Raw genomic sequence first — 22,973 nt, 5'->3', positions numbered from 1 at the left:
CGAGAGCTTGTTACGGGGGTGTCACTCATCAGTTTTGCTCCGGCCGACGGTTTCGAGGTCGGCCTCTGGTTCGGAATCGGCTTGGTCAACAGCCACGGTCGTCATCGCGACGGCGTTGTCTTCGCGTTCGTTCACTGGCACCGCGCGCTCGCCCGGCGCGGAATCGGGGTGCCCATCATCGAGGGGCGAAGGTGCTTGCTCATCGGAGGCCGATGCAGGGGCTGCATTGGCGGAATCGGGGGTGTCACTGCCGGCCAGGCCGGCGTCATCGTTCGCGGCAACGCCATCGGCGCTGGCCGAGATGTCCGGACCCTCGGCACCGGCCACGGCCGGTGCATCACGATCCAGGGCCAGCTGCGGTTCCAGCTCGCCCAGGTCCTTCAGTTCCGACAGCGGCGGCAGTTCGTCCAGCCGCTTCAGCCCGAAGTAGTCCAGGAAGCCCTTGGTGGTGCCGAACAGCGCCGGCTTGCCGGGCACGTCGCGGTGGCCGACCACGCGGATCCATTCGCGTTCTTCCAGCGCCTGGATGATGTTGCTGCTGACCGCCACGCCGCGCACCTGCTCGATCTCGCCGCGGGTGATCGGCTGCCGGTAGGCGATCAGCGCCAGGGTTTCCAGGGTGGCGCGGGTGTAGCGGGTCTTGCGTTCGGTCCACAGCCGGCTGATCCAGCCATGTACTTCGCTGGTGACCTGGTAGCGGAAGCCGGAGGCGACCTCGACCAGTTCCACGCCACGACCTTCGCAGGCCTCGCGCAGGCGCTCCAGCGCACGTTCGATGCTGCCCGGCGGTGCCGGTTCCTCTTCCGGAAACAGGTCCTTCAGCTGGGCCAGGGTGAGTGGCTGGCTGGAGGCCAGCAGGGCACCCTCGACAATGCGGTCGATCAGCGATTGATCCATCGGCAGTCAGCGCTCACTCGTTGGCATTGGCGGCGTCGTTGTCGTCAAACTCGCTGCTGAACTGCAGCGGCGCGTTGGTGTTGCCAGCAGCCAGCGACTTCACGTAGATCGGCGCCAGCGGTTCTTCCTGGACGATGTCCAGCAACTGTTCCTTGGCCAGTTCCAGCACTGCCAGGAACGTGACAAGCACGCCCAGCTTGCCTTCTTCGGCGGTGAACAGCCCTTCAAAACGATAGAACTTGCCGTCTTCCAGGCGTCCCAGTACTTCGCCCATGCGTTGCCGCACACTCAGTGCTTCGCGCTTGATGGCGTGGCCGCTGAACAGCTCGGCGCGCTTGAGCACGTCGTGCAGGGCCAGCAGCATTTCCTTCAGGTCCACCGGCGGCGGCAGCTTCACCGTGGCGCGCTCGGGCATGAAGGCATGCGCCACCGTCGTGTCGCGGTCCTGGCGGGGCAGGGCGTCGATGTCCTCGGCGGCCTGCTTGAAACGTTCGTACTCCTGCAGCCGGCGCACCAGCTCGGCGCGCGGGTCGGCCTCATCGCCTTCCTCGCTGACCGGGCGCGGCAGCAGCATCCGCGACTTCACCTCGGCCAGGATCGCGGCCATCACCAGGTACTCGGCCGCCAGCTCGAAGCGCAGCTCGCGCATCACGGTGATGTATTCCACGTACTGCCGGGTGATTTCGGCCACGGGAATGTCCAGCACATCCAGGTTCTGGCGGCGGATCAGGTACAGCAGCAGGTCCAGCGGGCCTTCGAAGGCGTCCAGGATGACTTCCAGCGCGTCCGGCGGGATGTACAGGTCCTGCGGGATCTGCAGGACCGGTTGCCCATGCACCACGGCCAGCGGCATTTCCTGCTGCTGGGGGCGGGCGGCCGGGTTGGCGGGTTCGCGTCGAGCGCGAGTTCGGAAGTCATCTAATGGACATCAGGATTGCAACGGACCAGTCGCGGCACCGGGTTCGCCGGGCCAACGCCACGGAGCCCCAGGGCACCAGACGCGCCGGGATCGGCGCGATTCCACACATATCAAACAGCAGGACGCGCCGCAGTAAACGGCAGCGACAGAACTACGGGGAGGTCGTCTACGTGGCCCGGCCAGGTGGTCCGGTTTGAAGCAGCGGATCTGTCGTCGGGGGCTGCGTGGCCGCAGAAACCAACGGGCTGCTGCATCCAGCCACGTGCAATGGAGTCTAGGGTAAGCCTTTGCTGCGCCAGTGTCCAGCCGGACCGGGGCAGGGGCTGCATTGGCTAGAATCGGCGGACCCGACAATGCAAGCGAGGAAATGCCGGTGTGGTATGTGATCGAAGGGTATGACGGCCAGGATGTGCTGGCGCAGCGGCTGCAGGCGCGGCCGGAGCATCTGGCGCGGCTGCATGCGCTGCGCGACGCGGGACGCCTGCTGCTGGCCGGGCCGTGCCCGGCGGTGGACAGTGAAGACCCGGGCCCGGCCGGTTTCAGCGGTTCGGTGGTGATCGCGCAGTTCGAGTCGCTGCCGCAGGCCCAGGCCTGGGCCGATGCCGACCCGTACGTGGCTGCAGGCGTCTACACCCGCGTGCAGGTCCGCCCGTTCCGCAAGGTGCTGCCGTGAACGCGGAACGGATCGAGCGGATCCGTGATGCGCTGCAGCAGGCGCTGGCGCCGAGCGTGCTGGAGATCGAGGACGATAGCCATCGTCACGCCGGCCATGCCGGTGCGCGCGACGGGCGCGGCCATTTCAACGTGCATGTGGTCAGTGAGCGCTTCGCCGGGCTGGGGCCGCTTGCCCGGCACCGCGCGGTCTATGCCGCGCTGGGGTCGATGATGGAGACCGATATCCACGCGTTGTCCATCCGCGCGCAGACCCCGTCAGAACAGGGCTGAGCCCTTGTCCCACGCTGTCCTGGCGGGTCCTTCATGGCCTCGCCACGGACAGGTTTTCATGTCCATTTCGGGACATTCGCCTAACGGACTGTTTACAAGCCTGGATGGAAACGCTTACATTCCGCGCCAATGCTGGTAGGTCCAAGCCGTGGAGGGCGGCTTCGTGAACAAGGCAGCTATCACAATCAAAGACGTCGCACGCGAAGCCCGGGTCTCCGTGGCCACGGTTTCCCGCGCGCTCAACGGGCATGAAAATGTCGCCGAACCGGTCCGCCAGCTTGTGCTGGAGGTGGCCGCACGGCTGCGTTACACCCCGCACGCCGCCGCCCGCAGCCTGAGCAGCCGCCGCACCAATACGGTGGGCGTGGTGCTGCCTGACCTGTACGGCGAGTTCTTCTCCGAGCTGATGCGCGGCATTGACGGGGTGGCCCGCAACCGCCGCCAGCACCTGCTGGTGTCCAGCTACCACGGTGACCAGGAACAGCAGGGCGCCGCCCTGCGTGCCATGCGCGGCCGCGTCGACGGCCTGCTGGTGCTTTCGCCCTATGCCGAGAGCCCGGGCTTCCTGACCGACAACCTGCCGCAGTCGTTGCCGACGGTGTTGATCAACACCTATCTGCCCGGGCAGGACCACCCGGTGCTGAGCATCGACGACCACGCCGGCGCAATGGCGATGACCCGCCACCTGCTGGATGCCGGCCACCGCCGCATTGCCTTCATTTCTGGTCCGGACCTCAACTTCGACGCGCGCGAGCGCCTGCGCGGCTTCCGTGACGCGCTGGCGGCTTCTGGCGGTGGCGCCGAAGGCATCGAGTTGCCCGGTGATTTCGACGAAGCTTCCGGCCATCGTGCCGGTCAGGAGTTGCTGGCAGCCGGAGCGCTGCCCGATGCCGTATTCGCCGCCAACGACATGATGGCCCTGGGCTGCCTGTATGCGTTCACGCAGGCAGGGGTCCGCGTCCCGGCCGATGTGGCCTTGGCGGGTTTCGATGACATTCCACTGGCGCGTTTCGTCCACCCGTCGCTGACCACCATGCAGGTCAGCATCGCCGAGCTCGGCGACCGGGCCATGACGCGCCTGATGCAGTTGATGGACGGCACCTCCACGGATGGGGCAGGGGACAAGCAGACCCTGGTTCCCCGCTTGATTGTTCGCGATTCCACCACTCCGCCATCCGGCCGTTGAAGCCAGAGGCGTTTCTTCTTTTTTTGACTGATCGCAGGGACCGCGCAAGCGGTTACCGCCACCCGGAGATTGAGTTGATGATGCATACCACCTTCCGCATGCCGGCGCGCCGGCTGCTGAGCACCGCTCTGGTCAGCTGCCTGATGCTGGCTGCCGCCCCGAACGTCATGGCGCAGTCGGCCAACGCCAGCCTGCGCGGCCAGGTTGCCGGTGCCCAGGCCGGCACCGAAGTGACCGCCACCAACGTCGCCACCGGTACCGTCCGCCGTGGCACCATCCGCGCCGACGGCAGCTACTCGCTGATGGGCCTGGATCCGGGCACGTACAACGTGGTCGCCAACGGCCAGACCCAGAAGGTCACCGTCACCGTGGCTTCGACCGCGACGCTGAACTTCGCTGGCGCAGCCAGCAGCACCCCGGGCTCGACCGCGGCCACCAACCTGGACACCGTCAACGTTGTTGCGCCGACCCTGCTGCAGGAAGTGCGCACCTCCGAAGTTGGCAAGACCGTCAGCCTGCAGCAGATCCAGACCACCCCGCAGGTGTCGCGCAACTTCCTGGAGTTCGCCGACGCGGTGCCGGGCCTGATCTTCACCCGCGATGCCAAGGGCAACACCTCGCTGCGCGGCGGCGCAACCAATGCAGATGGCACCAACGTCTACATCGACGGCGTCGGCCAGAAGAGCTACGTCAAGGGCGGCGGCGTGGCCGGCCAGTCCGGCAGCGCCGGTAACCCGTTCCCGCAGCTGGCCATCGGCGAATACAAGGTCATCAGCGGCAACTACAAGGCCGAGTATGGCCAGGTGTCGAGCGCCGCCGTGACGGCTGCGACCAAGTCCGGCACCAATGAGTTCAAGGGTGAGGCGTTCTACCGCTACACCGATGAAGACATGCGTGCCAAGACCCCGGCCGAGCGCCAGGGTGGCAAGGAGAAGATGGTCTCGGCCGAGAAGGAATACGGCTTCGCCCTGGGTGGCCCGATCATCCAGGACAAGGCGCACTTCTTCGTGACCTACGAAGCCAAGCGCTTCGACCTGCCGGTCACCATCGCGCCGGATGGCGCGGTCACCGGCGCTGCCGGCCTGCTGCCGCCGGCCGGCGCCGCCGGCCTTGGCCCGGCCAGCCAGCCGTTCCAGCAGGACCTGATCTTCGGCAAGATCGACTTCGAGCCGACCGACAACGATCGCATCGAGCTGACCTTCCAGGACCGCGACGAAACCCAGTCGCAGTTCAGTGGCCAGACCTCGCCGGAAGCCGGCCGTGAAGTGGTCAACACCGACCGTCGTTACGCCCTGCGCTGGAACCACAGCGGTGAGCGCTACTACAACGAGTTGATGGTCACCCACGAGGATTCGTTCAACAACCCGACGCCGCTGACGCTGGCCAACGGCATCACCTACACCGCACCGGACGGCCCCGAAGACCGCACCATCGTGAAGATCGGTGGCGCCTCGGCACTGGATTCGCAGGTGAAGGGCCAGAAGGGCTGGTCGATCGAAGACAACCTGACCCTGGATGGCATCCAGTGGGCCGGTGACCACACCATCAAGATGGGCGTGAAGTACAAGCAGATCGACCTGTACGCATCCGATGCGGCGCAGATCAATCCGACCTTCACCTACTCGCTGGGCGATCCGGACTTCCCCGATTCCATTCCGTACAAGGCGCAGTTCGTCAAGCCGGTGACCGGCGTGACCGGCGTGTCCGGCGAAGTGCGTTCGAAGTCCAAGCAGTACGGCGTGTTCATCCAGGACGACTGGCAGGTCAACGATCACCTGCAGCTGAACATCGGCCTGCGCTGGGACTACGAAAAGACCCCGTCCTACCTGGACTTCGTGACCCCGCAGCAGGTGGTCGACGCCATCTATTCGCAGGATCCGCGCGCTCCCGCCGGCCAGACCTATGCCGATTCGCTGGCACTGGGCGGCCTGGACATCAGCGACTACATCAGCAACGGTCACAACCGCAAGGCATTCAAGGATGCCTGGCAGCCGCGCCTGGGCTTCTCGTATGACATCAATGCCGACGAGCAGCACGTGATCCATGGTGGTGCTGGTCGTTCCTACGACCGCGACCTGTTCGACAACCTGCAGCTGGAAACCACCAAGCTGGCCCTGCCGCAGCCGACCATCTACTTCCGCAACCCGGCCACCGGCGCCTGCATCAACGGCCAGGCTGCCTGCTATGACTGGAACCCGAACCTGCTCAACGGCATCGGCAACCTGCAGGCACTGGTCGGCGCGACCAGCAATGCCGGCCTGGAAGTGGACCTGCTGAACAACAAGCTGAAGGCGCCGTACTCGGACCAGTTCAGCCTGGGCATGAGCAACCAGATCGGCGACTGGCTGACCGACGCCACCATCGCACGTACCCTGAGCTACGACGGCTTCGCCTTCACCTTGGGCAACCGTTATCCGACCGGCCAGTTCTTCGATGATCCGCGCCTGTGCGGTGGCACCTCCCCGGGCCTGAGCCAGGCCTGGAGCTGCAACGTACCGGGCTTCGGCAGCCTGATCATCGGCCAGCAGGGCATCAAGACCCGTGCCACCCAGGTCCTGCTGTCGGCGCAGAAGCCGTTCACCAAGGAAAGCGGCTGGGGCACCTCGATCGCCTATACCTGGACCACCGCGCGCCACAACCGCGACATCAACGAGAAGTACGCCTTTGATCGCGGTCTGATCGGTGACTACCCGACCATCCGCTCCAACGGCGCACCGCGCCACCGCCTGGTGGTGACCGGTTCGTACGCGGGCTTCTGGGGCATCACCTTCGGCGGCAAGATCACCCTGGCCACCCCGACCGCCGTCAACGACTGGTACCCGGTGATGCAGGCCAGCGGCTACACCCTGCCGACCCCGCAGGCGGCCGTGCCCAACGCAACCGGCAAGTTCCTGGTGGGTGGCAAGATCTTCGGCTACCGTTCGGTCGACCTGCAGGCGACGAAGACGTTCAAGCTGGCGGGCAACACCGAGCTGTACGCCCGCCTGGACATCATCAACGTGTTCAACTTCGACAACTTCTCCACCTACAACTACGTCAAGACCAACGGCAAGCTGCAGGCCAGCTACAACGAGACCGGCGACATCATCGGCACTCCGCGCCAGGTCAAGGCCGAAGTGGGCTTCCGCTTCTAAGCGGCGCCGCCTGTTGCTGTATCCGATGCCGCCGGTCCGCCGGCGGCATCGATTGTGTGAGAACGGCAATGGCCGGCCCCGTGCCGGTCCATTGCCCACGCCGCTGCCGGGCAGGGGGCAGCGGCGTGGGCAATGATCGCGGTGTCAAACCACGTTTTTCGTGGTTTTTTTAAGAGCGCATCTTGTAAACGATTTCAGATCATTGGACGGTATGCTTTCCCATCGATCAGACCACCGGAGGAACCGCGCCATGCAGGCACGCCATCTGTTGTCCGCGGCAGCGTTGAGCCTGGCCGTCGCCGCCTGCCAGCCGGCCCAGCAGGAGCCTGCCAAGCCGCGTCCGCCGGTGATCCTGATCGAGGCCGATGCACCGCCGCGGCCGATGAAGCCGGAGCTGCCGCCGCTGTTCGATGACATCGAGCGCCGCACCTTCCAGTTCTTCTGGGACACCACCAACGAGATCAATGGCCTGACCCCGGACCGCTATCCGTCGCGGCCGTTCGCAAGCATCGCGTCGGTGGGTTTCGCGCTGACCGCTTATCCCATCGGTATCGAGAACGGCTGGGTCAGCCGCAACCAGGCGATCGACCGGACCCTGACCACCCTGAAATTCTTCCGCGACGTGCCGATGGGCCCGCAGCGCACCGGCAAGGCGGGCTACAAGGGTTTCTACTATCACTTCCTGGACATGCAGGAAGGCCGTCGCTACGACAGCTGGGTCGAACTGTCCTCGGTGGATACCGCACTGCTGATGATGGGCGTGCTGTTCGCGCAGTCGTACTACGACGGTGACGATCCGCGCGAGAAGGAAATCCGCCAGATTGCCGATACCTTGTACAAGAAGGTCGACTGGCCGTGGCTGCAGCAGCGTGCACCGCTGATCTCGATGGGCTGGTTCCCCGAGAGCGGCTTCATCGACCACGACTGGATGGGCTACAACGAGGCGATGATGGTCTACATCCTCGCCCTGGGCTCGCCCACGCACCCGGTCAGCCCGGACGCGTGGACGGTGTGGACGCGCACCTATGACAACGACTGGGGTGTCTACCAGGGCCAGGAATACCTTTCCTTCGGCCCGCTGTTCGGCCACCAGTACAGCCACGTCTGGATCGATTTCCGCGATATCCAGGACGCGTACATGCGCGAGCGCGGCAGCACCTATTTCCTCAACAGCCGCTCGGCCGCGCTGGCCCAGCGCGAATACGCCATCGCCAACCCGATGCAGTGGAAGGACTATGGCGAGAACGTCTGGGGCCTGACCGCCAGTGATGGCCCGCAGAACACCACGCAGGAGTACCGCGGCGAACAGCGCCAGTTCCGCCATTACTCCTCGCGCGGCGCCGGCCTGCGCGAGAACTTCGATGACGGCACCATTGCCCCGACTGCGGCGATCGCCTCGGTGGTGTTCGCGCCCGAGCAGGTGATCCCGGCCACGCTGGAAATGCACAAGCGCTACGGCGACTACATCTATTCCAGCTACGGCTTCCTGGATTCGTTCAATCCCAGCTTCAACTATGACATCCCGATCAAGACCGGTCGCCTGGTGCCGGATCGCGGCTGGGTCGCCAGCGACTACATCGCCATCGACCAGGGGCCGATCCTGACCATGATCGCCAACTACCGCAACGACTTCGTCTGGGAAGTGATGAAGAAGAATCCGTACATCCGCAAGGGCCTGGAGCGGGCCGGATTCAGCGGCGGCTGGCTGGCGCCGGAAGGGTCGTTCCAGCCGCTGGAACTGCAGAAGGACGAAAAGGCCGCGGCAGCACGCGCGGTGGGTATCGCCGAATCACGCGCGGCTGCCGCGCAGGAACAGAAGAACAATGCCAACCGCACCACAGGCCAGGGCAAGTAACCCGATGCCGAACTGGATCGACCGCCTGCGCCGCTGGGCGCTGCCTGCCCTGGCCGCCCTGGCCGTGGCCGGCTGCGCCCGCACCGAACCGGGCACCACCACCGTGCGCTTCTGGGCGATGGGCCGCGAAGCCGAGGTGGTCAGCGAGCTGATCCACGAGTTCGAGGCCGAAAATCCCGGCATCAAGGTGGATGTGCAGAACATCCCGTGGACCGCCGCGCACGAAAAGCTGCTGACCGCGTTCGCTGCCGACGGACTGCCGGACGTGTGCCAGCTCGGCAATACCTGGGTGCCGGAGTTCGCCGAACTCGATGCATTGACCCCGCTGCAGCCGTTCGTGCAGCGCTCCACCGTGGTCGACCCGAAAGATTACTTCCAGGGCATCTGGGACACCAACGTGATCCACGGTGAGCTGGTCGGCGTGCCGTGGTACGTCGATACGCGCCTGATCTACTACCGCAAGGACCTGCTGGCCAAGGCCGGCTACGACCACCCGCCGCGCACGTGGCCGGAGTGGGAGGAGCAGATGGCGGCGATCAAGCGCATGCAGGGCCCGAACCGCTACGCGGTGCTGATGCCGATCAATGAGTTCGAGCAGCAGCTGTCGCTGGCCCTGCAGCAGCCCGATCCGCTGCTGCGCGACGACGATACCCGCGGCAATTTCGCCAGCCCGGGGTTCCGCCGCACGCTGTCCTTCTACGCCAACATGTTCGAGCAGGGCTGGGCGCCGAAGATGTCCGAGACACAGATCTCCAACGTCTGGGATGAATTCTTCCGCGGCTTCAACGTGTTCTACATCTCCGGTCCCTGGAACATCCGCGAGTTCAAGAAACTGCAGCCGAAGGAACTGGAAGGGCAGTGGGGCACCGCTGCGCTGCCGGGGCCGGACGGTCCGGGCGCGGGCATCGCCGGTGGCACCAGCCTGGTGATCTTCCGCAAATCGCAGCAGAAGGAGGCGTCCTGGAAGCTGATCGAATTCCTGTCGCGCCCGGAAATCCAGGCACGCTTCCATTCGATCATCGGCGATCTGCCGCCGCGCCGCAGTGCCTGGAACGCGCCGTCGCTGGCCAACGATCCACTGGCCGCCGCGTTCCGTGATCAGCTGGAGCGGGTCAAGCCGACGCCGAAGGTGCTCGAATGGGAGCGCATCGTGCAGGAAATGCGCATTGTCACCGAGAAGGTCGTGCGCGGTGGCCTGCCGCAGGACAAGGCCGTGGCCGAACTGGACCAGCGCGTGGACAAGGTGCTGGCCAAGCGCCGCTGGATGCATGAACAACAACGCCTGCAGGAGCGCGCGCCGTCGCCGCGCTCGAGCAGCGCAGTGGCCGCCGGGAGCGCGCAATGAAACGTACTTCGCTGGCCGGCTGGATCTTCGCCGGCCCCTCGCTGATCGTGCTGGGCGTGTTCTTCGGCCTGCCGGTCGCCTCGGCGCTGGCGCTGAGCGTGACTGACTTCGACCTCTATGCACTGGCCGACAGCAGCAACCTGCGCTTCGTCGGCCTGGGGAACTACATCGACCTGCTGCAGACGCCGATGTTCTGGAAGTCGCTGTGGAACACCACCTACTTCGTGTTGATCGGCGTACCGTTGTCGATCGGCGTGTCGCTGGGCGCGGCCATGCTGCTCAACGCACCGGCCGCGCGCTTCAAGGCGCTGTTCCGTACGGCACTGTTCGCGCCGGTGGTGACCACGCTGGTGGCGGTGGCGGTGATCTGGCGCTACCTGTTCCATACCAGCTATGGCCTGGTGAACTACGGGCTGGGCCACCTGGGCATCAGTCCGATCGACTGGCTGGGTGATCCCAACTGGGCAATGCCGACCATCATGCTGTTCGCGGTGTGGAAGAACTTCGGTTACAACATGGTGATCTTCCTCGCCGGCCTGCAGGCGATCCCGCATGACCTGTACGAAGCCGCGCGCATCGACGGTGCTTCGCGCTGGAAGCAGTTCCTGCACATCACCCTGCCGATGCTCGGCCCGGTACTGCTGGTGGTCGGGGTGATCACCGTGTCCGGCTACTTCCAGCTGTTCGCCGAGCCGTACGTCATGACCCGCGGCGATCCACTGCAGAGCACCGTCAGCGTGCTGTATTTCATGTTCGAGGAAGGCTTCAAGTGGTGGAACCTGGGACGCGCATCGGCTGTAGCGTTCCTGCTGTTCCTGATCATCCTGGCGGTGACCACCGTGATGCTGCGTTTCGGCCGCAAGAGGCAGTTGGTATGAGTCGTGAAATCGGCCAGTCGCGCTGGTATCCGTGGATGATCAATGGTGCGCTGCTGGTGCTGGCCCTGGTCAGCCTTGCACCGCTGCTGTGGATGCTCTCGGTCTCGTTCATGCCGCAGGGTGAGGCCAGTCATTTCCCGCCGCCACTGCTGCCTTCGAGCATCACCACGCACAACTACCACGAGCTGTTCGCGCGCACCGGCATGGGCGGCAACTTCGCCAACAGCCTGCTGGTGTCGCTGGCTATCACGCTGGGTTCGCTGCTGCTCAACACCATGGCCGGCTACGCCTTCGCCAAGCTCAACTTCGTTGGCCGCGAACGCCTGTTCCAGGTGCTGATGGCAGCACTGGTGATTCCGGCGCAGGTGGCGATGCTGCCGCTGTTCCTGCTGATGAAGCAGCTGGGCCTGGTCAACAGCTTTGGCGGGGTGATCGTGCCGGCGCTGGCCAGCGTGTTCGGCATCTTCCTGGTGCGCCAGTACGCGCGTTCGATCCCGGACGAGCTGCTTGAAGCGGCGCGCATCGACGGCGCGGGGGAGTTGCGCATCTTCTTCCAGATCGTGCTGCCGATGCTCAAGCCGGTACTGGTGACCCTGGCGATCTTCACCTTCATGGGTGCATGGAACGATTTCATGTGGCCGCTGATCGTGTTGACCGACCAGGAGCACTACACTTTGCCGGTGGCGCTGGCCACCCTCTCGCGCGAGCACATCATGGACGTGGAAATGATGATGGCTGGCGCGGTCGTCACCGTGGTTCCGGTGCTGGCACTGTTCCTGGTGCTGCAGCGTTACTACATCCAAGGTCTGTTGCTGGGGAGCGTCAAGGGATGAAGCGAGCGATCGCCGTTGGACTGGGCCTGTTGTGGACTTCCCTGGCGATCGCCGCACCACCGGCACTGCCGGCGCCGAAGGTACTGGACGATTTCGACGACATCGGCGCCTGGAAGCTGGTGCTGTCCGACCAGGTCAGCGGTTCGCTGCGGCCGGTGAGCGGTGCCGGTGGCGGCCGCGCGCTGTGCCTGGACTACGATTTCCACAAGGTGTCGGGCTACGTCGGCATCCGCCGCGCGCTGGGCATCGAGTACCCGGCCAACTACCGCTTCGGCTTCCAGCTGCGGGGAGATTCGCCGGGCAACGACCTGCAGTTCAAGCTGATCGATGCCAGCGGCGATAATGTCTGGTGGGTCAATCACCCGGGCTACAGCTTCCCCAAGGCGTGGACGCCGGTCGAATACCGCCGTCGCCAGATCGACAAGGCGTGGGGGCCGTCGCCGGAGAAGGAGATGGCGCGCAGCGCTGCGGTCGAGTTCACGATCTACAGCAAGGTCGGCGGCCGTGGCACGGTGTGCTTCGACAAGCTGACCCTGCAGGGCCTGCCGCCGCAGGATGATTCGGCGCTGGTGCCATCGGTGATCGCCGACACCGCCACCGCGCTGCAGGACCGGATGATTGACGGAAAGAGCGATACGTTCTGGATCAGTGGCGGGGTCAAGCAGCAGACCATCAGCCTGGACCTGCACAAGAGCCGCGAGATCGGCGGTGCGGTGATTGACTGGCTGCCGAACCTGGAAGCCAATCGCTACACCGTGCGTACGTCCGAGGATGGCCGGGACTGGCGCACCGTGCGCGAGGTGGCCGGCGGTGCGGGCGGCCGCGACTGGCTGGCGCTGCCGGATACCGACGCGCGCTACGTGCGCTTCGATCTGCACGATGGCCCGAACTGGCGCTATGGCATCCGTGACATCACGCTCAAGCCGCTGGCGTTCGCGGCCACGCCGAACGCATTCCTGTCCTCGGTGGCGGCCGACCTGCCGCGCGGCTCGCTGCCGCGCGCATATGTGGGCGAACAGCCGTACTGGACCCTGCTCGGCCTCGATGGCGGCCAGGAGCAGGCACTGATCAGCGAGGACGGTGCGCTGGAACCGGCCAAGGGCAGTTTCAGCATCGAGCCGTTCATCCGCGTGGACGGCAAGTTGCTGGACTGGTCGAAGGTGGCCATCACCCAGTCGCTGCAGGATCGCTACCTGCCCATCGCCAATGTCGACTGGGTGCATGAGAAGGCCGGCCTGGCGGTAACCAGCTTCGTGCAGGGCACGCCGGAGCGCGCGCAGCTGATCGGTCGCTACCGGTTGAGCAATCCGGACAAGGTGGCGCACGAGTACACCCTGGCGCTGGCGATCCGGCCGTGGCAGGTGAACCCGCCGACCCAGTTCCTCAACACCGTCGGCGGCTTCAGTCGCATCGATGCGCTGGATGTGGGCGAACAGCTGGTGCGCATCAACGGTGAGCCGCGCATCTATCCGTTGCAAGTGCCGGATGCGCGCTTCGCCAGCACGTTCGATGGCAAGCTCGACGCGATGCATCTGGCCTCCGGGAAATACCCGGCCAGCACGGCGGTGAAGGACAGCACCGGCATGGCGTCCGGTGCGCTGCTGTATACGATCAGGCTGGAGCCTGGCCAGAGCCGAGAAGTGGCGGTGGTGTTGCCACAGACCGGAGGCTGGGCGCCGCAGGCGCTGGATGTGGCCAAGGCGCAGGCGCAGGTCGCAGAGCAGTGGCGGCAGAAGCTGGGGGTGGTCTCGTTGCAGGTACCGGCTGCGGGCCAGGCACTGGTCGATACCCTGCGCACCGCCGTGGCGCATATGCTGATCTCGCGGGTCGGCCCGCGCCTGCAGCCGGGCACGCGCTCGTACGCGCGCAGCTGGATCCGCGATGGCGCGATGATTTCCGAGGGCCTGCTGCGCATGGGGCGCAGTGATGCGGTGCGTGATTACATCAACTGGTATGCGCCCTATCAGTTCGAGAATGGCAAGGTGCCGTGCTGTGTCGATGCACGTGGCAGCGATCCGGTGCCGGAGAACGACAGCCATGGCGAGCTGATCTACAGCATTGCCGAATATGGGCGCTATACCGGTGACAGCACCTTCGCCGAACTGATGTGGCCGCATGTGCAGGGCGCCTATAACTACATGGAGCAACTGCGCGCCAGCGAGCGCACGGACGAGAATCGGGCGCGCAATCCGGCGTTCTACGGGATGATGCCGGCCTCTATCAGCCATGAAGGCTATTCGGCCAAGCCGATGCATTCGTACTGGGACAATTTCTGGGCGTTGCGCGGCTACAAGGATGCGGCATCGCTGGCGGCCCAGCTGGGCAAGGTCGAAGCCATGCAGATTGCCGAATCGCGTGACCAGTTCCGTGATGACCTGCAGGCCTCACTGCTGTCGGCGATGCAGCAGCACAACATCGATTACCTGCCGGGCTCGGCCGAGCTGGGCGATTTCGATGCGACCTCGACCACCATCGCGCTGGCTCCGGGCGGTGAACAGGGGCGCCTTCCGCAGCAGGCGCTCGATGCCACCTTCGAGCGCTACTGGAAGGAGTTCGTGGCCCGTCGCGATGGCAAGCGCGAGTGGAAGGACTACACGCCCTACGAGTGGCGCAACGTGGCCGCCTTCGTCCGCCTCGGCTGGCGCGATCGCGCCTGGCAGGCGACTGAGTTCTTCTTCAAGGACCGTACGCCGCAGGCCTGGAACCAGTGGGCCGAAGTGGTCTCGCGCACGCCACGCAAGCCGTTCTTCGTCGGTGACCTGCCGCATGCCTGGGTGGCCTCGGACTTCGTGCGCTCGGCCCTGGACATGTTCGCCTACAGCCGTGACATGGACGATGCGCTGGTATTGGCCGCCGGCATTCCGACCGCCTGGCTGCAGGGCGAGGGCATCGCCGTGCAGGGCCTGCGCACGCCGCAGGGCCAGCTCAACTACCACCTGCAGCGCAGCGACAAGCAGCTGGTGCTGGAGGTGCAGCCGGGCCTGGTGCCACCGGTCGGTGGCGTGGTCTTGCCGTGGCCGTACGCCGGTGATCCGGGCGAGGCGACCATCAACGGCGAAGCGGCCGAATGGACCAACAGGGAACTGCACGTGCACCAGCTGCCGGCGCGGGTCGAGATCGATGTACCGGGCGCGGTGCGCCGCGCCGAGCGCAAGGGGCAGTAACGATGAAGCAGCAGGGGGCAAGGGTGCGCGCGGCCGTGCGTGCCCTGGGACTGGCCATTGCATTGGCATTGCCGGGTGCCGTGATGGCAGCCGTGCCAACCGCCGCGACGGCGGCTGACGTCGCCAGCGCGCCAGGCATGAGCATGGTGACCTTCAACCTGCATCACGACCGCGAGGACTGGCCGAGCCGCCGCCGCACCATCCTGGCCGAACTCAAGCGCCTGCAGCCGGATGCGGTTGCCCTGCAGGAGGTGATCCAACGCCGTAACGTGCGCAACCAGGCACAGTGGCTGGCCAGCCAGCTGGGCTACAGGTACATCTTCGTCTCCACCGATCCGGTGGGCGCGCCGAAACGTTACGGCAACGCGCTGCTGAGCCGGCGCCCGATCCTCGCCCAAGGTGAGCACCTGTTGCGGCCGCTGGACGATTATCGGACGGTCGCCCATCTGCGCATCGATGTGGACGGCAAGGCGGTCAACGTCTATGCCACCCACTTCAACGAGCGCAGCGACGAGAATGGCCAGCGCATCCGTCGCACCCAGGTCGAGGACCTGCTGCGCTTCATCGCCAGCACCTCGGCCGGCGCACCGGTGGTGATCGCGGGCGACTTCAACGCACTGGTCGATGCCAGTGACCTGAGCGAGCTGCGCAGCCATTACGGTGACAGCTACGGCAGCGTGCACGTCAACACCGACCTGGCCGGGGTCAGTACGCTGAACAGGCACTACTACCCGGTGGCCTCGCGGATCGACCACATCTTCTTCCAGCAGGACGCGATGGTTGCACGTGAGGCCAAGCTCCTGTTCGACCAGCCCGATGACAGCGGTCGCTGGGCCTCGGACCACTACGGCGTGTGGACCCGCCTGCAGTTCGCTCCGACGCGCTGATGTCCTGGTAGGTGCCACCCTGGGTTGGCACGGACGTGTCCGCGTTCGCTCCAACAACGGCGCCGACCAGGGTTGGCCTCCCAGAGCGCTGCACGCGCCCAGCGCACAAACAGAAGCGGCGGGGATCATCGATCCCCGCCGCTTTTTCACGCGATCAAAGCGCGATCAGTTCGCCGGCGGCGTGCGCTTGGCGCCTTCTTCGCCTTCTTCGTCGGCCTTGGCTTCGGCCGCCTGGGCTGCCGCATCGGCGTGGCCATCGGCGACCGGATCGATCGACGGTGTCACCACTGCATCGGCAACCGGGCCGCAGCTTCCACCGGTGCCGCTTCAACTGCCACCGGCGCGACCGGCTGTTCGGCGACCGGTGCGGTCTCGACGACCGGTTTGGCTTCAAATGCAGGAGCGGCTTCCGCCACCGGGGCAGCCTCAACGGCCAGCGGCTTGGCTTCGACCGCCGGAGCGGCTTCAGCGATCTCCGGCTTCGATTCCACGACCGCAGCAGCCTCGGCCTCGGCCACGGCCGACTTCACTTCGACCACCGCAGTGGCTTCAGCGACCGGGGCAGCCTCAACCACCACCGGCTTCGCTTCGACCGCCGGGGCTGCCGCTACCGCTGGCTGGGCCGGGGTTGCAGCGTCGATGGCATCAAGCATGCTGGTCTGCACCGGCGACGCCGCCGGTTCGGCCTTGGCGACGGCTTCGACCGGAGCCTGTACCTTCGCCACGACCGATGCAGGAGCGTCGATCACGGCGCTGCTCACCACCGCGACCGGTGCGGCGACAGCAGCGGCGGCGGCGCGGACCGGCTTCTCGGCTTCGGCAGCGGTCGGTTCGGCTTCGTCATCGAATTCGAACTCCGGCTGCGAACGCGCCGGCTGTGCCGCGGCCACCGGAGTGGTCCCGGCAACGCTGTCGTTGCTCTGCCCGGCGACATCAGCGGCATCGGTGTCATCACCGTCGTCCGCGTCGTCCTGATCATCGCCCAGGCCATCGCTGCCGGCAGCGTTCTCGGCGCCACCACGACGGCGGCGACGGCCACCACGACGGCCACGGCGGCGGCGGGTTGCGCCTTCACCGGCCTGCTCGCCGTTGGCGTCGAGGGCAGCCTCTTCACCGGTCACGGCAATCGCCTCGGCCTCATTGGCGGCGTTGGCAGTGCTGTCGGCCGGTGCAGTGACTGCCGCCGGAGCGGAGGCAGCCGGTGCAACCGGCGCCACCGGCGCAGTGGCTTCCTGCGCGGTCACGACGTTGGCAGCGACGGCCGTAGCGGCTACGGCTGCCGCCACGGCCTCGGCCGGCAGCTCGGCGGCGCTGCGCTGCGGCTTTTCGGCCGGCTTGTCACCGTCCTGCTGCTGGCGCGGCTGCTTGGGCTGCTTCAGCTTCGGCTGGTTCTGGTTCTGGTTCTGGCCCTGCTGCTCGTTGCGCGGCTTGTTCTGCTGCTGCGGCTGCTGCTGGCCATCCTTCTGCTGCGGTTCTTTCTGCCTGCCCTGCTGTGGCTGCTGCTGGGCATTGCCGTTGTTGCCGTTGCGGCCGTCCTTGTTGCGCTGCTCAGCACGGTCCTTGCGGTTGCCGCCATCCTTCTGCTGCTGCGCGTTACCGTTGCCACCGTTGCCACGGTTTTCGTCGCGACGGTCCTTGCGATCCTTGTTGCGATCCTTGTTGCGGTCCTTGCGACCACCGTCCTGCTGCTGGCGCGGAGCCGGGGCGGCCGGAGCCGGCGCTGGTGCCGGCTCGCCACCGAACACGCGCTTGAGCCAACCGATCACGCCGCCGCTCGAAGCCGGCGCCACTGGCGCTGCCACGACCGGAGCCGGAGCGGCTGCAGCCGGAGCCGCTTCCTCGCGCACCGGGGCGGGAGAGGTGTGCTTGACCTGGGTCACGGCCGGCGGCGGATGTTCAGCTGGCCCTTGGTCAGGGCGTGCACCGGCAGCTTGCGCGGGGTGCCGCGCTGGTAGCTGGGCTTGCTGCTCTCTTCACCGAGCTCGTTCTCACGCAGGCGGGTGACGGCATAGTGCGGGGTGTGCAGCTGCTCGTCGGCGACGATCACGATCGGCGCTTCGTGGCGCTGCTCGATCTCGCGCAGGGCGCTGCGCTTCTCGTTCAACAGGTAGTTGGCGATCTCCACCGGCGCCTGGACCAGCACCTGCCCGGTGTTCTCCTTCATCGCGTGCTCTTCGGCGACGCGGATGATCGACAGCGACAGCGACTCGACGCTGCGCATGCGGCCGTGGCCGTCGCAACGCGGGCAGACGATCTGGCTGGATTCGCCCAGGCTCGGGCGCAGGCGCTGGCGGCTCATTTCCAGCAGGCCGAAGCGCGAGATGCGGCCGACCTGCACGCGGGCACGGTCGTACTTCAGCGCGTTGGCCAGGCGGTTCTCGACCTCGCGCTGGTGCTTGTTGGAGGCCATGTCGATGAAGTCGATCACCACCAGGCCGCCCAGGTCGCGCAGGCGCAGTTGGCGAGCCACTTCCTCGGCCGCTTCCAGGTTGGTCTGGAACGCGGTGTCCTCGATGTCGCTGCCCTTGGTGGCGCGCGAGGAGTTCACGTCGACTGCGGTCAGTGCTTCGGTCTGGTCGACCACGATCGAGCCACCCGACGGCAGGCGCACGTTGCGCTCGTAGGCACCTTCGATCTGCGACTCGATCTGGAAGCGGTTGAACAGCGGGATGTCGTCCTTGTAGTGCTTGAGCTTGCGCAGGGTCTGCGGCATCACCTGCTGCATGAACTCGCGGGCGTGCTCGTACATCTCCTCGGTGTCCACCAGGATCTCGCCGATGTCGGCGCGCAGGTAGTCACGCAGGGCGCGCACGATCAGGCGTGATTCCTGGTAGATCAGGAACGGGGCCGGCTTGCTCAGTGCGGCTTCGGCGATGGCGCGCCAGACGTTGAGCAGGTAGTCCAGGTCCCACTGCAGCTCTTCCGCATCGCGACCGACGCCGGCGGTGCGGATGATCACCCCCATGTCGTCGGGAATGTTCAGCTTGTCCAGGGCCTCCTTCAGCGCGGCACGGTCTTCGCCCTCGATGCGGCGGGACACACCGCCGGCGCTGGGCGAGTTCGGCATCAGCACCATGTAGCGGCCGGCCAGCGAGATGAACGTGGTCAGGGCGGCGCCCTTGTTGCCACGCTCTTCCTTGTCGACCTGGACAACGATCTCCTGGCCTTCCTTCAGCAGCTCGCGGATACCGGCCTTGTTCTGGTCGACACCGGCCTGGAAGTAGTCGCGGGAAATCTCCTTCAGCGGCAGGAAGCCATGGCGGCCACCGCCATACTCGACGAAGGCGGCTTCCAGCGAGGGCTCGATGCGGAAGATCCGGCCCTTGTAGATGTTGGACTTCTTCTGTTCCTTCGACGGCTGTTCGATGTCGATGTCATACAACGACTGGCCATCCACGATGGCAACACGCAGCTCTTCAGCCTGCGTGGCGTTGATCAGCATTCGCTTCATTGTTGCGTTCCTCGCAAGCGGCTACCGCGCGGAACGCCATGGGGTTTCGCCTCTGGACACGGCTCGCCGCCCATTCGCGCAAGCGCGGGGAGGGCGGCTTGGGTTTCCAGCGCTACGACACCACGGCAGGCCGCGGGAGCGCTTCACTCTTATGGGTTTTTGGGTGTTGCAGGGCCGCAGGCAGCTGTCAGCCAGGCTGGAGCGCCACGCGGGACATGTTCAGCACGGTTGCGTGTCAGGCATCCGGCGATGGCCGGGAAGGCCGGTGAGCCGCTAACATGGCCGCCCCGCGGGCGGTGGTCGCGCACTGTGCCGGATTCGTCGGAAGCTGGGCTTCTGGCCCTGAGTAACTTCCAACGAAATCAATCCCTTATCTCGCCCCCCGAGTGTAACAGAATAAACAGCCTGATGACCGCCCAAGACCCGACCAAACCCGCTGGCGACAAGCCTTCCGTGCGCATGATCACCGTTCCCGCCGACCGCGCCGGCCAGCGCCTGGACAACTTCCTGCTCGGCCAGCTGAAGGGAGCCCCGCGCAGTCTGGTGTACAAGCTGGTGCGCAGTGGGCAGGTTCGGGTGAACGGCGGCCGCGCCAAGGCCGAGCGCAAGCTGGAGGCGGGCGATGAGGTGCGTGTGCCGCCGGTCCGTCTCAGCGAGGAAGGAGACAAGGCCGGTCCGCCAGAGGCGTTCATGCGCCGCCTGGAGCAGGCCATCGTCTTCGAGGACGCCCGGCTGCTGGCCCTGAACAAGCCCTCCGGCGTGGCCAGCCACGGCGGCAGCGGCATCAGCTTCGGTGCCATCGAGACCCTGCGCGCCTTGCGCCCGGGACAGACACTGGAGCTGGTCCATCGGCTGGATCGCGACACCTCGGGCCTGCTGATCGTGGCCAAGAAGCGTTCGGCACTGAGCGAACTGCAGGCGCTGTTGCGTGAAGACCACGGCGCCGGCATCCGCAAGCGCTATCTGACCCTGCTGGCCGGCCGCATGCCGGACGGCGTGATGACCGTCGACGCGCCGCTGCACGTGGGCCTGCGCCAGGGCGGCGAGCGCCATGTACAGGTCAATGCGATCGGCAAGGAATCGATCAGTCACTTCCGGGTGCTGGAGCGCCGCGGCGGCCATTCGTACTGCGAGGTGCGCATCGAAACCGGCCGCACCCATCAGATCCGCGTGCATGCCCAGCATCTGGGCCATCCGGTGGCCGGTGACGACAAATACGGCGATCCTGCGGTCAACAAGCGGCTTCGTGAGCAGATCGGACTGAAGCGACTGTTTCTGCACGCGGCCTCGCTGGAGTTTGCACTGGACGACGGCAAGAGTCCGTATGTGCTGAACGCGCCGCTGGCCGATGAGCTGGTCGAGGCGCTGGACCGGCTGCGCTGACGGCGGTTCGGCGGCGCCGGGTGCTTGGTCGGCGCCGTCGCTTCCCTGCGGAGAGTGGGCTTGTCACTTTCTTTGCTCGTGCAAAGAAAGTAACCAAAGAAACACGCCGCCATCCGCGAGCCGGCGCCGCGCGCCGGTGCCCTGCGCTCCTCGGTCCGCCGAGGGACGGCGCGGAACTCGCTGCGCTCAGACACCCGCGCCTCTTCGCCCTCGCCGGACCTGCGGTGCTCGGCTCGCTACAAGGCGGACCCGGACATCCGCAGCGTAGGCCCATACCCGCCCGTGACCTCTCGATACTGTGGGACGTACCAGCCGCGAGGGGGCTCAGCCCGTTGGCTGCAAATCCCTCACCACTTGAACAGCACCAGGCTGATCGCCAGCGAGCCCATGCCCGCCACCAGCCCATAAACGGTCTCGTGGCCCTTCGCATAGCGCTTGGCGGCCGGCAACAGTTCATCCAGTGCCAGGAACACCATCACGCCGGCAATCAGCCCGAACACCCAGCCGAAGGTGGCGTGCGAAAGCGACCCGGACAGCAACCAGTAGCCGAGCGCCGCGCCCACCGGCTCGGCCAGACCCGACAGCAGGCTGGCGCTGAATGCATAGGCCTTGTTCTGGGTGGCGAAGTACACCGGCACCGCGATCGCGATGCCCTCGGGGATGTTGTGGATGGCAATCGCAAAGGCCAGTGGCATGCCCACCGACGGGCTTTCCAGCGTGGCGAAGAAGGTCGCCAGCCCTTCCGGGAAATTGTGCGCGGTGATCGCGACGGAAGTCAGCAGCGCGACCCGCTTCAGGTACTCGCGGCTGTTCTCGCGGAACGCAGGATCTTGCTTGTCCAGGCTGTCATGCGGGTTGGGAATGAAGTGGTCGATCAGCACGATCACGATCACGCCCAGCAGGAACGCCAGGGTGCCGTAGGTGAAACCGGTGCGTTCGCCATGGGCCAGTGCGAACGAAGCAATGGACTTGTTGAGGATTTCCGACAGCGACACATAGACCATCGCGCCGCCGGCGAAGGCCAGGCCGAAGGCCAGCAGGCGCGGGTTGGGGCGGCGCGAGAACAGCACCAGCAGGCTGCCGATCGCAGTGGCGAGGCCGGCCGCGAGGGTGACCGCCAGCGCAATCCAGATGTTTTCGGGGGAATCTGCAGCATCTACCGACGCAGTCCTGGTCAACAGACAACCGCCCCGGACAGGGCCGGGGCGGCGAGGGCGAGGCGGGCGCCGGCTGGCCTCGTCGGGTGCGTGCGATCAGCCGCCGCGGCGCAGGCGCTCTTCAATGGCGAAGCACTGGTCCGGCTTCGGCTGCGGCGGGTTGAAGCTGACCGGCACCTGGATGGTGGCCGGCACCGCCTGGCCATTGCGTGTCGCGGCCTTGAACTGCCAGCCCTGCACGGCGGTTTTGGCCAGTTCGTCCAGCTGCGGGTTGCCCGCGCCAGTCAGCAGGGCGACCTCGCTCGGCTTGCCGTCGGTGCCGATGGTCACCTTGAACGTACTGGTGCCGCCCACGCCCATGCAGGCCAGTTCAAGCGGGTACTGCGGCGGCGGCGTCTTCACTGCTGCGACTTCGGTTGGCGGCGGCGGCGGTGGTGCCGGCGGTTCGGACGAGCCGCAGCCGGCCAGGCCGGCCGCAGCGATCAGGGACAGGCTCAGCAAGCGTACGTTCATGGCAGTTGCTCCGTCAGGGCCGAAGTCTTGGCCGCGCAGATGAAGTCGTTCTCGCTCAGACCGCCCACGTCATGGGTGGAAAAGCGCACGACCGCGCGGTCGTAGTGCACGCCCAGGTCCGGATGGTGGTCCTCGCGATGGGCAATCCAGGCCAGCGCGTTCACGAAGGCCATGGTGGCGTAGTAATCCTTGAAGCGGAAGGTGCGCGTCAGGGCCTGCCCGCCCTCGCTCAGCTCCCAGCCGGGAACCTGCGGCAGCAGTTCGGCCAGGCGGGCTTCGCCGAGCTTGTGGTCGCTGCCTTTGCGTGGCACGCAACGGGCCTGGGCCAGTGGAATCAGGTCGGCCATGGGAATCTCCACCTCGTGTTGACTGAACAATGCGCCGGACGGTGTATAAACCGAATGAGCGGCTGACGCTTACTTGGCT

15 protein-coding genes and 2 pseudogenes are annotated in these 22,973 nt (G+C 66.1%); 11 read left to right on the top strand and 6 right to left on the bottom strand.

Annotated elements, in window-relative coordinates; all coding sequences use genetic code 11:
* Window positions 1-21: 21 nt before the first annotated feature.
* Both scpB and DL544_RS13940 read right to left on the bottom strand, forming a co-directional pair.
* The gene (gene scpB / locus DL544_RS13945; protein WP_053497859.1) at window positions 22-897 is read right to left on the bottom strand and encodes an SMC-Scp complex subunit ScpB; all 876 of its coding nucleotides are present in this window, start codon (window positions 895-897) and stop codon (window positions 22-24) included.
* A gap of 13 nt (window positions 898-910) precedes the next feature.
* Window positions 911-1,815 (bottom strand): annotated as a pseudogene (locus DL544_RS13940) (segregation and condensation protein A).
* A 374-nt stretch (window positions 1,816-2,189) separates the two neighbouring features.
* On the opposite strand from DL544_RS13940, the gene DL544_RS13935 reads away from it, so the two are divergent.
* The 10 genes from DL544_RS13935 to DL544_RS13890 all read left to right on the top strand — a co-directional run bounded on the left by DL544_RS13935 (window position 2,190) and on the right by DL544_RS13890 (window position 16,043).
* Window positions 2,190-2,489 carry a YciI family protein gene (locus tag DL544_RS13935; protein ID WP_005417634.1) on the top strand — a complete coding sequence of 100 codons (300 nt, stop codon included), beginning with the start codon at window positions 2,190-2,192 and terminating at the stop codon, window positions 2,487-2,489.
* Complete coding sequence (locus DL544_RS13930) at window positions 2,486-2,761, top strand: BolA family protein (protein WP_005417632.1); 276 nt, start codon at window positions 2,486-2,488, stop codon at window positions 2,759-2,761. The genes DL544_RS13935 and DL544_RS13930 overlap by 4 nt, the downstream gene beginning before the upstream one ends.
* A gap of 148 nt (window positions 2,762-2,909) precedes the next feature.
* Window positions 2,910-3,947, top strand: a complete 1,038-nt coding sequence (locus DL544_RS13925) for a LacI family DNA-binding transcriptional regulator (RefSeq protein WP_005417630.1) — start codon at window positions 2,910-2,912, stop codon at window positions 3,945-3,947.
* 77 nt (window positions 3,948-4,024) lie between these two features.
* Entirely contained in the window at window positions 4,025-7,081 is a 3,057-nt protein-coding gene (locus DL544_RS13920; protein WP_049414530.1) for a TonB-dependent receptor, read from the top strand.
* 250 nt (window positions 7,082-7,331) lie between these two features.
* On the top strand, window positions 7,332-8,936 hold the full coding sequence (locus tag DL544_RS13915; protein ID WP_005417626.1) for a glucoamylase family protein: 1,605 nt from the start codon (window positions 7,332-7,334) through the stop codon (window positions 8,934-8,936).
* 4 nt (window positions 8,937-8,940) lie between these two features.
* Window positions 8,941-10,281, top strand: a complete 1,341-nt coding sequence (locus tag DL544_RS13910) for a sugar ABC transporter substrate-binding protein (RefSeq protein ID WP_053497855.1) — start codon at window positions 8,941-8,943, stop codon at window positions 10,279-10,281.
* Window positions 10,278-11,159: a carbohydrate ABC transporter permease gene (locus DL544_RS13905; protein ID WP_005410323.1), complete on the top strand. Its 882-nt coding sequence runs from the start codon at window positions 10,278-10,280 to the stop codon at window positions 11,157-11,159. The genes DL544_RS13910 and DL544_RS13905 overlap by 4 nt, the downstream gene beginning before the upstream one ends.
* The gene (locus DL544_RS13900) at window positions 11,156-11,992 is read left to right on the top strand and encodes a carbohydrate ABC transporter permease (protein ID WP_005417620.1); all 837 of its coding nucleotides are present in this window, start codon (window positions 11,156-11,158) and stop codon (window positions 11,990-11,992) included. The genes DL544_RS13905 and DL544_RS13900 overlap by 4 nt, the downstream gene beginning before the upstream one ends.
* A complete protein-coding gene (locus tag DL544_RS13895) occupies window positions 11,989-15,156 on the top strand; it encodes a discoidin domain-containing protein (RefSeq protein ID WP_065178281.1) in 3,168 nt (1,055 codons plus the stop codon). Before DL544_RS13900 ends, DL544_RS13895 begins: the two co-directional genes overlap by 4 nt.
* A gap of 2 nt (window positions 15,157-15,158) precedes the next feature.
* Entirely contained in the window at window positions 15,159-16,043 is an 885-nt protein-coding gene (locus DL544_RS13890) for an endonuclease/exonuclease/phosphatase family protein (RefSeq protein ID WP_065178282.1), read from the top strand.
* A 165-nt stretch (window positions 16,044-16,208) separates the two neighbouring features.
* On the opposite strand, the pseudogene rne reads toward DL544_RS13890, so the two are convergent.
* Window positions 16,209-19,494: pseudogene (rne, locus tag DL544_RS13885) on the bottom strand (ribonuclease E).
* A gap of 408 nt (window positions 19,495-19,902) precedes the next feature.
* On the opposite strand from rne, the gene DL544_RS13880 reads away from it, so the two are divergent.
* Complete coding sequence (locus DL544_RS13880) at window positions 19,903-20,877, top strand: RluA family pseudouridine synthase (protein WP_031269982.1); 975 nt, start codon at window positions 19,903-19,905, stop codon at window positions 20,875-20,877.
* 347 nt (window positions 20,878-21,224) lie between these two features.
* Here the strand turns inward: DL544_RS13880 and zupT are convergent, their stop codons facing one another.
* The 3 genes from zupT to DL544_RS13865 form a co-directional block, all read right to left on the bottom strand.
* The gene (gene zupT, locus DL544_RS13875) at window positions 21,225-22,055 is read right to left on the bottom strand and encodes a zinc transporter ZupT (protein WP_139727373.1); all 831 of its coding nucleotides are present in this window, start codon (window positions 22,053-22,055) and stop codon (window positions 21,225-21,227) included.
* A 75-nt stretch (window positions 22,056-22,130) separates the two neighbouring features.
* Complete coding sequence (locus DL544_RS13870) at window positions 22,131-22,547, bottom strand: energy transducer TonB (RefSeq protein WP_065178285.1); 417 nt, start codon at window positions 22,545-22,547, stop codon at window positions 22,131-22,133.
* A complete protein-coding gene (locus DL544_RS13865) occupies window positions 22,544-22,894 on the bottom strand; it encodes a 4a-hydroxytetrahydrobiopterin dehydratase (RefSeq protein WP_021203009.1) in 351 nt (116 codons plus the stop codon). The genes DL544_RS13870 and DL544_RS13865 overlap by 4 nt, the downstream gene beginning before the upstream one ends.
* Window positions 22,895-22,973: the final 79 nt, after the last annotated feature.

Origin of the sequence: Stenotrophomonas sp. pho, from assembly GCF_006228405.1 — a bacterium.
Lineage (GTDB): Bacteria > Pseudomonadota > Gammaproteobacteria > Xanthomonadales > Xanthomonadaceae > Stenotrophomonas > Stenotrophomonas sepilia.
Note: the sequence above shows the minus strand (reverse complement) of the source record. Positions and strands in the feature narration are given on the sequence as shown.